The 12,192-nt window shown below is 43.6% G+C and carries 8 protein-coding genes; 1 reads left to right on the forward strand and 7 read right to left on the reverse strand.

The window, feature by feature from the left end:
* Positions 1-166 precede the first annotated feature (166 nt).
* The 3 genes from thrC to fmt all read right to left on the reverse strand — a co-directional run bounded on the left by thrC (position 167) and on the right by fmt (position 4,370).
* Positions 167-1,588 carry a threonine synthase gene (gene thrC / locus IP510_RS02900; RefSeq protein ID WP_194363309.1) on the reverse strand — a complete coding sequence of 474 codons (1,422 nt, stop codon included), beginning with the start codon at positions 1,586-1,588 and terminating at the stop codon, positions 167-169.
* A 46-nt stretch (positions 1,589-1,634) separates the two neighbouring features.
* On the reverse strand, positions 1,635-3,224 hold the full coding sequence (locus tag IP510_RS02905) for a transcription antitermination factor NusB (RefSeq protein ID WP_194363310.1): 1,590 nt from the start codon (positions 3,222-3,224) through the stop codon (positions 1,635-1,637).
* A gap of 75 nt (positions 3,225-3,299) precedes the next feature.
* Positions 3,300-4,370 (reverse strand): methionyl-tRNA formyltransferase, encoded by a 1,071-nt coding sequence (gene fmt / locus IP510_RS02910; protein ID WP_194363311.1) that lies wholly within the window; start codon positions 4,368-4,370, stop codon positions 3,300-3,302.
* A 319-nt stretch (positions 4,371-4,689) separates the two neighbouring features.
* Here fmt and IP510_RS02915 point away from each other — a divergent pair, with 319 nt between their 5' ends.
* Positions 4,690-7,560, forward strand: a complete 2,871-nt coding sequence (locus IP510_RS02915) for a response regulator (RefSeq protein ID WP_194363312.1) — start codon at positions 4,690-4,692, stop codon at positions 7,558-7,560.
* Between the two features lie 176 nt (positions 7,561-7,736).
* Here IP510_RS02915 and IP510_RS02920 read toward each other — a convergent pair whose 3' ends face one another.
* From IP510_RS02920 to mnmE, 4 genes are all read right to left on the reverse strand, one after another.
* Positions 7,737-8,411: a riboflavin synthase gene (locus IP510_RS02920; protein ID WP_194363313.1), complete on the reverse strand. Its 675-nt coding sequence runs from the start codon at positions 8,409-8,411 to the stop codon at positions 7,737-7,739.
* 438 nt (positions 8,412-8,849) lie between these two features.
* On the reverse strand, positions 8,850-9,905 hold the full coding sequence (ribD, locus tag IP510_RS02925) for a bifunctional diaminohydroxyphosphoribosylaminopyrimidine deaminase/5-amino-6-(5-phosphoribosylamino)uracil reductase RibD (protein ID WP_194363314.1): 1,056 nt from the start codon (positions 9,903-9,905) through the stop codon (positions 8,850-8,852).
* Positions 9,906-9,983: 78 nt separating this feature from the next.
* Positions 9,984-10,460, reverse strand: a complete 477-nt coding sequence (gene nrdR, locus IP510_RS02930) for a transcriptional regulator NrdR (RefSeq protein WP_194363315.1) — start codon at positions 10,458-10,460, stop codon at positions 9,984-9,986.
* A 117-nt stretch (positions 10,461-10,577) separates the two neighbouring features.
* Positions 10,578-12,014 (reverse strand): tRNA uridine-5-carboxymethylaminomethyl(34) synthesis GTPase MnmE, encoded by a 1,437-nt coding sequence (gene mnmE / locus IP510_RS02935; RefSeq protein ID WP_194363316.1) that lies wholly within the window; start codon positions 12,012-12,014, stop codon positions 10,578-10,580.
* Positions 12,015-12,192: the final 178 nt, after the last annotated feature.

A 12,192-nucleotide genomic window follows, 5' to 3' on the forward strand; every position in this document is an offset into this window, starting at 1 on the left:
TTCTAAAAAAGCGTCTAGCACAATGATATATGGCCGACGCTGTTTCTAATATTACAATTATATCTACCATAACACAATCATAAACACTTTATTACAATGGTGTAACTTTTATGCGGATACAGCTTGTTTGGATGACACACTCAAAAAGCCTCAAACTCGCCATTATTTAGGCTGGATTAGGCGTAACATGTTGGCGAATTTGCTCAGCGATCAGCTCAGCATTATTGTCTAGCACGACTACATGCTGCGGTAAACTCTCCAATCCTTCGGTATGAGCTGGGCGAGCAATGTCTATCTGACCAATCGCCTCAACAATGGTATCCGCAAACTTGACAGGTAATGCTGTCTCTGCACAAACGATGATTTCGCCATCAAGCTGTAGCTCTTTAGCCACTTTGATACCATCAGCAGTATGTGGATCGACCAATTCACCATGTTGTTCGTACAGTGCTTTGATGGTTTGCAGACGATCGCTGTGGGTAGATTTACCAGCAGCAAAACCATAGCGAGTATTAACCGCTTCCATTAGCTCAGATAAGTCGAAACCTTGACCAGACTTCACCCCTTCGAATAACTCATGGACACGGGCGCTATCTTTCTCTAATAACAGATAAACAAAACGCTCAAAGTTAGACGCTTTTGAGATATCCATCGATGGGCTTGAGGTGATATAGGTTTTTTCAGTCGGACGCGGCTGATAAGCACCTTGATTAAAAAAGTCATTCAACACGTCGTTTTCATTGGTTGCGACAATCAAACGGTCGATTGGCAGTCCCATTTCACGCGCGATGTGACCAGCACAAATATTACCGAAGTTACCTGATGGTACGCTAAAGCTGACTTTTTCATCGTTGCTCGTCGTGACTGCAAAGTAAGCTTTAAAGTAGTAAACAATCTGCGCTAGGATACGACCCCAGTTGATAGAGTTTACCGTGCCTAAATTATAAGCGGCTTTAAACTCAGCATCTTGCTGTAGGGCTTTGACGATGTCCTGACAGTCATCAAACATCCCATCGATAGCGATATTATGAATATTAGCATCCGTCAAACTATACATCTGCGCACGCTGGAATTCACTCATTTTGCCATGTGGTGACAGCATAAACACTTCGACATTTTCTTTACCGCGTAGTGCATATTCCGCTGCACTACCCGTATCACCACTGGTTGCACCAATGATCGTAATACGCGCGTCTTTTTTCTTAAGCACATACTCGAAAGCATTGCCCAAAAACTGCATGGCGACATCTTTAAATGCTAATGTCGGACCGTTTGATAATCCTAGAATATATAAGTTATGGTCAAGTTTGCGGACAGGAACAATCTCGTCAGAGCCAAACACCTCAGTGGTATAAGTGCGTTCAATGAGGTCTTGCAAATCAGCCACAGGAATATCTGTCGCAAAACGCTGCATAATCGCCATCGCAAGCTGTGGATAGCTGTACGTACGCCACTCATCAAGCGTTGCACTATCGATATTCGGATAATGCTCAGGCAACATCAAACCACCATCTGGGGCAAGACCCATCAAAAGCACATCACTAAAATCCATCGGCGCTGTCTGACCACGGGTACTGATATATTTCATTAGATTGTCCTGTCTACAATAATGTTATTTAATAGTGAAAAACGGTTTATTCGGCCATTTTGTGCAACAGCGCATAATAAAAACCATCACCGCTTGCGCTATCAATCGGTAAGCACTGACGACCGATCGCTTGTTCGATACCCCAACTGCAATCCTCGGTAAACTCAATCGCTACTGCATCATTATGATGAGTGACAAAGTCTTGCATTTGCTCGACGTTCTCTTGCTTTAAGATAGAACATGTCACGTACAGCAGATAACCACCAGCTTTAAGTTGTGGCCATAGGTTATGCAAGATATCTGCTTGTAGCAGCGCCGTTTGCTCGATGTCTTCTTCGGTACGCAGGATACTGATATCAGGATGACGGCGAATTACGCCAGTCGCGGTACAAGGAGAATCCAATAATATCGCATCAAATACCGGCTCATTTGTCGCCGCTTTTTTATTCTTGCCATGCTGCCATCTGGTTGCATCTGCACAGACGATATTAAGTGCAACACTTTTCTCTGCTTGTTGCAGATCGTGCTGACTTAAATTCAGGCGCTGTAAATTCTCACGAATACGTTCGATACGTGGTGCTTCGTTGTCAATAGCCGTTACCTTAATATCAGTAATCGCCGGTGACGTTTCAGTGTTGTCTTGTTTCACGTGAAACAACGATGGTTCGTCATTAGCGCTTATAAGCTCTAACCAGTGAGCCAATTTACCACCAGGTGCCGCACATGCATCTAAAATGTGTAGCTCATTATTATTACTTTCATCACTGTCGCTGTTAGTATTCGCACTTTCAGAACTAAGCTTAGCCATCAATGCTTGATTAATAATCGGTGCCGCTAGCTGGGCATGCATGTCTTGTACGCTGGCAGTCCCTACAGCAAAATCAGGCAAAGCATTAACGGCAGTGCTTTGATGTAGTCTAAGACCTTTGGTTGATAGCGTGGTAGAAGCGGCAGGCTCTGACGAATTCGCTACCTTAAAACCAGTCGTTAGCTCAACGATATCTGCATCAATTTCTGCCCCGTCCAATGCATGCTGATACTCCTCTACCGAAGTAACCGCAGAATTCACTCGTAAAAACATCGGTGCTGGTTGGCGCAAGCCTTGTGTCAGCTCATCATACTCCTCACTCCAATCTTGCTTAAGCTGATAAGCGAGCCAATTCGGTAGACTATGTTTTTTATCGCACTTCTTACGGAATTTACTTGGATTTTTGGCAACTTTACGCAAAATAGCATTTACTAAACCAGTTGAATGAGCGAACTCAATCTCTTTTGCAGCTTCAACAGTTTCATGAATCGCAGCATGGTCAGCCACTTCTAAATAGAGTAGTTGTACTAAGCCTATTTGAATGGTGGTACGAACTTCAACTTCATCAATAGGGTTGTCTGCTAAGCTGTCGAGCAAACGTGCCAGCGCATGCCACTGGCGTAGTGTTGTGAGCAGTAAGGCATGAGCGAAACCTTTGTCACCATCATGCAGACTGTTTAGTAACGGATCAAGGACGCTTGAGAGCGACTGACCATTTTGAATAGCCAGTAAGGTGCGAATCACACGCACGCGTACGCTACCATTCATAATAAGGTTGCTTGATGGTTTGAGCTTATTGTTTCTAGGCGCAGTACTGTTTTGTCTCATTAAATTTCATTTCCTTGACGCATCATTGATAGCGTCTTGTGCAGATAGAATTAACTATCATTAAGTTAGGTTCAGTTATTTTGATTCTGTCGTAAATTGGTCGCCGTCATTTAACTGGTTGCCGTGGCAAACTTGTTCGGCCGTCATGGGCTTACCACCTGCAAACTGCAAGTGAGTAATGGCCAAAGTAGTAGCCGAAGACTCGGTATCATTATCCTTACCACAAGCGACTAAAATCGCTTTACGTCCGACACTCACTACCGTGCCAGCAGGCTCATTTGTTTGTTGAGATGCATTCACAGGCAAGCTAGCCAAGACTTTGACACGTTGCCCTGCCAAAAAAGTATAAGCGCCCGGCCATGGGGTCAACCCTCGGATTTGGCGTTCAATAGCGGCAGCTGGCTGGGACCAGTCCACTTCACCTTCCGTTTTGACCAGCTTTTCAGCATAGTTGGCTTGACTGTCATCTTGAGGGATAGCTTGCGCTTGATAAGTAGATAAGTCTTTTAGCACCTGACTGATGGCTGTCGCACCAAGCGCAGCCATTTTATCGTGTAGACTGGCAGCAGTATCGATAGGCTCAATACTAGCGCTGACTTTATAAAGCATGTCGCCTGTATCCAACCCTTTGTCCATCTGCATGATGGTAATGCCGGTCTCATCATCTCCAGCCAAGAGTGCACGATGAATAGGTGCAGCACCGCGCCAACGCGGTAATAGTGAGGCATGGATATTTAGGCAACCATGAGTAGGCGTCTCTAATACACCGATAGGTAAAATCAATCCGTAAGCGGCGACAATAATGACATCTGGCTGGTAAGTGCGCAGAGTTTGCCTAGCAGCCAACCCTTCGGTGCTGGATTTTTTAAAGGTGAGTGGTTGCTCTACAGGGATATCGTTTGCGAGGGCAACTTCTTTCACCGCAGAGGCCGCCAGCTTCTGTCCACGGCCTGCTTTGCGATCAGGCTGCGTGTACACCGCGACAATCTCTATATTCAGCACGTCTTGCTGACTGATTAGTGACTCCAGACTAATCGCTGCAAACTCAGGAGTTCCAGCAAATACCACTCTCATTGGGGCAGTAGCTGAATTATTATTTTTAGTAGAAAAATTGGCTGGATCAAAAGTGGAGGCAATCGTCGTCATAATGGTGCAATATATAAGGTTGATTTGCTCATTATAGGTGAGTTTACGATGTTGTGCCATGATTGTAATGGTGGCAATCGAGTATGACTAATGATGGTATTTATCTCTATAATAGAAAATACCCGAATTGTTCAGTCTGTTGGCTTTATTATAGAGTAATAATATATGGATAGTGACTGCTGACTGGCAGCCCATTGTTATTCTGAGAGAAGCATTGGCCTAACAATATACTCACTAAAAATTGTAGACCACTGAGCGCTCATAAAAAGGTATTATAATTTTACTATATTCTATTATGTCGATATAGGGCCACGCTTTCATGCAACAGTTTCAGTCATTGCAGCGCTTACTGATTTTTTATGTTTTGTCCTTATTGGTCATGCTAGTGCTGTACTATGCCACACTGTTTGATGGGATGAAAAAACATAGTGAACAACACAGCATAGATACGTTCTACTCACTACAGCACAGTATTATTGAACATACAGACCCTGTAAATAGTGAAATAAAAAAGATTCTGGCGCGGCCTTTTTTGGATGATGTCAGTTATCAGCTTATTTTGATGACCCCATCGGGACAAACTTATATTCATCAGAATATACGCTCCGATGAATCAGCCTTTGCGGCTGTCACCTTTCCTACTACGAAAGCCATACCTGCCAATAGTAAGGGTCAGAGTGCCTATGTCATCAGTAGCAGTGACTTAAAAGGGACAATCAACCTCAAAAGTGGTCATAAGATTTGTATTATCTTAACGCATGCGCCCCTTGTTATTAGCTGGGTATCTTATCGTTACTGGCTGCCACTGATGACTGCGATCATTCTTTTTATCATAGCTTTACTCTATATGCTCGGTCGCCGAGCCAATTGGGAGCAGCTGCTGGTATATACTGACAGCTTGAGCAGTCACGCAAAAGAAGCCTACACACCGCCGCCATTTTTGCGAAAAAAATCTACCGCTGAGTTTATGTTGTTAGGTCATGCCCTTAGCCGTGTCAGTTATCAGCTCCATAATGACTATCGACGTATCAAGACGCTAAAGCATCGTTTAGAGCGTTTGGTTGACCAAGCACCGCTACCCATGCTGATGAGTGTACGCCGCGGCCGGATCAGTTTTTATAATCAGCGCTTTGAGCAGATATTTGCCCCTTCCCCCACGAGTGAGCACAGTTATGAGCTGACTGATTTTGTCGTGGGTAGAGATGAGCCCACTCAGCAACTATTACAAACCTTATCTAGTCTACAAGTCGCTCGTACCCTGACAGTTTATGGACTAGAGAACAAACAAGCTTATCAACTGCATATCACCCCATGGTTTGGCGAACATGGACAAGTACACGGTTTTACAGTTCTTTTTAACGACGTCAATGAAATCGTCAATCAAAATGAGCAGTTGCAGCGACAAAACAAAAAACTACAGCACAAGCTCGATGAGCTCAATAAACTTCGATTCGTTATTGGTCATAAGCTGCGCATACCGCTAGAAGCCATGATCGATATTCTTGAACCTCTCGATCCTAATAAGTTAGATGACAGACAAAGCAAGATTTTAGATACTCTGATCAGAACCAGTCAAAACATGCTAACAGCGCTGAATGATACGCTGCATATCGGCAATATTGAAGTCAGAAAAACGCGCCTAAATATCGAACCTATCGATATTTATAAGCTAGGCCAAGACGTCAATGAAATGCTGATAGGTGACATACGGCAAAAAAGTCTTGAGCTGATTTACTTTTTTGAGCCAAATTGTCCACGCTATATCGACACAGACGATGTCCGTCTTCGCCAGATTTTATTGAACTTGTTGCACAATGCCATAAAGTTCACATCACTCGGTCACGTTGCCCTGATTGTTGAAACGGTCACTCAAGAGCAAATGCCAGAGAGTAGTCAAAACACCTTACGGTTTATTGATAATAACCTTATAGTAGGAGACTCCGACTGTTGGGTACGCTTTAGCATACAGGACACTGGTATAGGTATAACGACTGCCAAGCAGCATCAGCTACTGGCTTCTTTGAACAAATCTCAACATCAAGAAAATACCTTGGTAGAGCAAAATACCATTGAGACAGAACTGGGTTTAAAAAACGTCAATAGCTTTGCAAGACTGTTGGGCGGATTTATCGAGCTAACCAGTACGGTTGATGAAGGCAGTACGTTCAACCTTTATTTGCCTTGTCGTCGCCCAAATTACCAACCGGTCTATCATCAGAGTCCACATCTGAGTCAGATTTATCTTATCGCAGTCGTGAACCAACCACTGGTAGCAAAGCACTTACAGCAGCTGTGTATTCATCTATCTATCACTGCCGCTATTTATACCTCTATAGACCTCGCTGCCATTAAACAGATTACAGAGCAACTCGAGCACGATGCAAAAACCCTAGCACCTTTATTACTATTAGATTACGAATATTATGATACCAGTACCATCGTTGTCGGTAATGACGCCAAATTTAATATCTCAAGCAGCGATAAGAAACCCTCTGCCCTAACGTCATTTGATGCAACCAGAGCCATCTTAGCCGGTAGTAACCAAATAGTGACAAGTATCGATAGACGTCAAGCATTGAGCAGTTTACTTGCAAACACATCACTACCTAAAATTTTGTTTAGTACAAAACATGAACGCCGTATTCCTTCATTATTGCTGGATCAATGTGATGGCTTTTTGACAAAACCGTTAGACAGTGCACTACTACTCTCGGAGCTGATGCGCTTAACGCTACCCGTGACACGGATGTTCACCCAAACAAAAAATATCGAGGAAAGTGTGAGCGAACTCATCATCTCAGAAGCTACCACGCAAATGGTGTCACCACTGATTTTAGTAGTTGAAGACAGCCTAACCAATCAGAAAATAGCCTGCAAAATGCTCAGCAAATTGGGTTATCGCAGTATTGTCGCAGAAGACGGTCAGCAAGCACTCGATACATTAAAAGAGCAGCGTGAAGAGATTTCATTAATTCTGATGGACTGCAGAATGCCTATAATGGATGGGTTACAAGCCACCCAAGCAATTCGCGCCCAAGATGACGACATCCCTATCGTCGCACTCACTGCAAATAACACTGAAGAAGATCGCGAGGCATGTATGCAAGTGGGTATGGATGAATTTTTGTCAAAACCGATCAACAAAAAAGAGCTAGAAACGGTTTTACAAAGCCTTATCTCTCTCTCTTGATGATTATCACACTAAAAAGCCTCACCGTTTAAACGATGAGGCTTAGATTCGTTATCTTGGTATCTAGTGAAGCCTATAAATAATTTAAACTGACAAACACCGGCTTATCTAGAGCGAGCCCTAGTGAAATAGTTATTAAACGTTAAGATAGGTTTAATCCTCTCTAATTCAGCCGATTACTTCATAAAACCATTGTCTGCTAAAAACGCCTCTGTAATCTGACTCTGCGGCCTCGGTGCGTTCATACCTCCAGATTGTGACTTGGTTAATAAACGCTCTAGATAACGCGCCACGATATCTACTTCAATATTGACTGGATTGCCAACCAACCAATGCTTGGCAATATTAGTAACCTGAGCCGTATGCGGAATAATATTTAAGGAAACAATATTGTCTCTTACTAGATTGGTGGTTAAGCTGATGCCATCCACAGTAATAGACCCCTTAGTCGCCGTATAGTGCGCCAGCTCTTGTGGTATCTCAATTTCAATATAAATTGAGCGAGCATCTTGCTGTAACTTACTTACCAGCCCTACGCCATCCACGTGACCCGCTACGATATGACCCCCGAAACGAGTCGTCGGTAGCATGGCTTTTTCTAAGTTAACCGTATGACCTGGTTTCAATGTTGCTAATGCTGTTCGAGCAATAGTTTCACGTGAAACATCTACAGAGTAGTAATTACTCCCAAGCGCTACAACCGTCAGACAAATACCATTCGACGCAATGGAGTCTCCCAGTTTCACATCACTGAAATCTAAATCATCAGACTCTACTGTCAAACGTATGTCACCGCCTGTCGGCTGCATAGATTTAACCTTTCCAACACTTTCTATAATTCCAGTAAACATAAGGCGTTCATCTCATTATTATGTTGCCTTTATGGACAACGTATTTTGGTTTATTGAGGGCTCAAGTGTATGACTTAGTGTGGCTTATTCAAATTTTCTATAAAGATGCAACATCTACTTGTTTTAAACCACTATAGGATAGATTGTGGATAAGTAAGTATAAGTCAACCCAAAGGTACCTAAAAACCTTATCAATCATAAAGTTATCCACAATACACTTTGACTTAGCACAGTATATACATTTCTATAATTATTAACATAAGTATCTGATTTATATAAATTTAATATAAAGAAAATAAAAAGTTTAGATGTTCTTTGTTTCATGTGAAACAGAGTTATGCACAGTTTCACATGAAACCATTAATAACCTGAGTAACTTATCCCCACATAATGCACAGTTAACATAAATTGTGGATAAAACTCTGTGATTAGATAGCGCTACAAAGGAAGCAAAGTTAACTTGAGATCAGACCCTAATTGCTCATGGCTATCAATGTCAAAACGTAGCTGCTGAGCCAAAGATAATGGGTTGAAATCCACCATAGGCCGTGCGTGGGCACCGAGTAGACAAGGCGCTTGATAAACAATCAGCTCATCCACCAGCTGCTGACTCAAAAAGCTACCAGCCACACCAGCCCCTGCTTCGATTAAGATATCATAACATTGGTGCTCACTGACCAACTCTGCTAACAACGCCGTTAAATTATCCTCACGCCAGTAAAGCGTATCTGTACGTCGACACAACTGATAATCAGACTGCGCACTATGTGCTAGACGCTCACTTCTATCAAGAACGACTACCTTAGGGGCTGGTATACGTTCTGCAGGCACTCCTAATTGGGTTGAACGCACATTAAGTTTTGGGTCATCAGTCATCACTGTCTGGCTACCCGTGATAATTGCCCCGCTCTGTGCTCGTAGCTTTTGCACGTCTTCACGGGCAGCTGCCGAGGTAATCCACTTAGACTCACCGGATGCCATAGCAGTACGACCGTCCAGACTGGTGGCTATCTTAAGCCTTACATATGGCATTTGGGTACGCATAGCTTTCAAAAACCCGCAATTCAATGACTCTGCTTGCGCTGTTAGTATACCAACAGTCACTTCAATGCCTGCTTGCTCTAACAATGCTACACCGCGTCCAGCAACTTGCGGATTAGGATCGAGACCAGCAATTACCACGCGTTTTATACCTGCAGCGATGAGACCCACCGCACAAGGCGGCGTGCGACCTGTATGGCTACATGGCTCTAGCGTCACGTAAGCAGTTGCCCCTACTGCCTTCGCACCTGCTGCGTTGAGTGCAAAAACCTCTGCATGAGGCTCACCTGCTTTGGGGTGAAACCCTTGACCGACATTCTCTGCTGCTTGGACGATGACGCACCCCACGGCTGGGTTTGGTCTGGTGGTATACAAGCCCTTTTTGGCTTGTTCGATGGCAAGCATCATATAATAACGATCTTGCGCATCTTGAGCATGGTTTTTTGTTGGCATAACAGTGGACTTAATCAATGATTGAGGGTTCTATATAAGAAAACAAATAGGTGAAGTCTGACCAATAATTAGGGGTTATTAATCAGGTTCATTCGATTGTTTTTCATTTGGACGGATATTAGCAATTTCTTGATGAAAAGCATCAATGTCTTGAAAGTCGCGATAGACACTGGCAAAACGCACATAAGCGACGTCGTCCAACGTTTTCAGCTCACTCATGATAATCTCACCCAAAACCTTACTACTGATCTCACGCTCACCCATCTGTCTGACACGCTTTTCGATACGGCTGATCATCGCCTCCTGCTCATCAATAGTAATGGGTCGTTTTTGCAAAGGCAGCAAGATGGAGCGGCGCAGCTTTTCATTGTCATAGGGTTCAATTTTGTTACTTGATTTGATGATTCGTGGCATGACAACTTCGACCATCTCAAAAGTCGTAAAACGCTCCTGACAACTATTACACGAGCGGCGACGGCGCACCTGAGCCCCTTCAGCAGCCAGACGTGAATCAATAACTTTAGTCTCTGATGCATTACAATACGGGCAGTGCATGGCATTTCCTTATCTTAATATCGAAAGCGAGCGTCGTTATCTATAACAGTTAAAGCTAACAGAGTAGTTGGTATAAAAAATCAAATAACTATTATTGGAGCTGAGTAGATACTTTATCTATTTACCAATACAAAAGCTGCCGAATATTTTGCCTAGTAAATCATCAGCGCTAAACTCACCCGTGATTTCACCCAAGCTCTGCTGTGCTTGACGTAAGCTATCAGCAACCAACTCACCTGCTTCAAACACCGTTAGTTGCTCATGTGCTTCTACTAGGAAATTAGCAGTCCGTCTGAGCGCATCTAGGTGTCTGGTACGAGCGATCAAGCTATTCTCTGGTGGGTGAAATCCTACTTTATCGCATAGTGCTTCGATTAAATTATCAATACCAACACCTGTTTCACATGAAACATTGACTTGCTCGTAACCTCTATTTTTGATTTCAATTTGGGTCAAAGCAGCAATCTCCTCACTATTATCATCGCTCAATAAATCGCTTTTATTAGCAATGATTAATAAGCGCTTAGCTTGTGGTAATTCACCAAATAACTGCTCTGCCAGTTGTAGTGGCGTACTTTCTTCTTCAACATCACGCGTGACATCGTAGACCATCAATAGCATATCAGCCTGTGCAATTGCAGTTCGAGCACGCTCAATACCAATACGCTCTACGGTATCTTCTGTCTCGCGCAATCCTGCCGTATCTGTAAGATGCAACGTCAACCCATTGAGTACCACGGTTTCTTGCAACGTATCACGCGTGGTCCCTGCGACATCAGTTACGATAGCACGCTCTTGTCCCGCTAAACGATTGAGTAGGCTCGACTTGCCTGCATTAGGCCTACCTGCTAAAACCACATGGATACCATCACGCAAAAGCTGACCTTGTTTCGCAGTCGCTAATACATGCTGGATCTTATCTTGTGTTTGTTCAAGTTTGCTTTGTATCACACCATCAGATAAGAAATCCACGTCCTCCTCATCAGGGAAGTCGATGGCAGCCTCTACATGCAGGCGAAGATGAATCAATTGCTCGAGTAGTTGATTGATCTTTTGTGAGAATTCACCACTTAATGAGCGAATGGCGCTACTAGCTGCAGCAGCACTGGTCGCATCAATGGCATCAGCTATCGCTTCTGCTTGCACCAAATCCAATTTATCGTTGTCAAAAGCACGATAAGAGAACTCTCCGGCACTTGCTTGTTTGGCACCCAGTTCGAACACACGTGCGAGTAGCTGGTTTTGTAATATTACGCCACCATGACCTTGCAGCTCAATCACATCTTCGCCCGTGAACGAATGCGGCCCTTTGAAAAATAATACCAAGCCCTCATCGATGACAGTGCCATCAGCTTGATAAAAACGACAAAAACTGGCCATTCGTGGTGTAAAGCCCGATTTACCTGTTAAAGCACATGCCATATCATAAGCACGCGTACCAGACAGGCGTATAACACCCACACCCCCTCGCCCGAGCGGCGTTGCAATCGCAGCAATCGTAGTCGATCCAAATGTATTAGATTTTTCAGAAGAATTAGGTGTGGCTGATGCCATCGCTAAGGAATCCACAATTACTCTCAATAGCCAAAAACCCCATTATAGACGGCTAAACTCATGCTGACAAAGCAAACTTTGAAAGCCCGTCTCATCAGTAGGCTTTTCTTTTGAATGTTGATAAGTTGTGGATAAAAATGCACTACCCATAAAAAAACCACCGAGTTTATCGATGGTT

It is taken from the genome of Psychrobacter sp. NG254, assembly GCF_015277735.1.
Classification (GTDB): domain Bacteria; phylum Pseudomonadota; class Gammaproteobacteria; order Pseudomonadales; family Moraxellaceae; genus Psychrobacter.

Coding starts and splice junctions, on each gene's coding strand:
- ribD (WP_194363314.1), bottom strand. CDS start 9,905: ATGCCAACAAAAAACCATGCTCAAGATGCGCAAGATCGTTATTATATG.
- mnmE (WP_194363316.1), bottom strand. CDS start 12,014: ATGGCATCAGCCACACCTAATTCTTCTGAAAAATCTAATACATTTGGA.
- thrC (WP_194363309.1), bottom strand. CDS start 1,588: ATGAAATATATCAGTACCCGTGGTCAGACAGCGCCGATGGATTTTAGT.
- nrdR (WP_194363315.1), bottom strand. CDS start 10,460: ATGCACTGCCCGTATTGTAATGCATCAGAGACTAAAGTTATTGATTCA.
- IP510_RS02920 (WP_194363313.1), bottom strand. CDS start 8,411: ATGTTTACTGGAATTATAGAAAGTGTTGGAAAGGTTAAATCTATGCAG.
- IP510_RS02905 (WP_194363310.1), bottom strand. CDS start 3,224: ATGAGACAAAACAGTACTGCGCCTAGAAACAATAAGCTCAAACCATCA.
- fmt (WP_194363311.1), bottom strand. CDS start 4,370: ATGACGACGATTGCCTCCACTTTTGATCCAGCCAATTTTTCTACTAAA.
- IP510_RS02915 (WP_194363312.1), top strand. CDS start 4,690: ATGCAACAGTTTCAGTCATTGCAGCGCTTACTGATTTTTTATGTTTTG.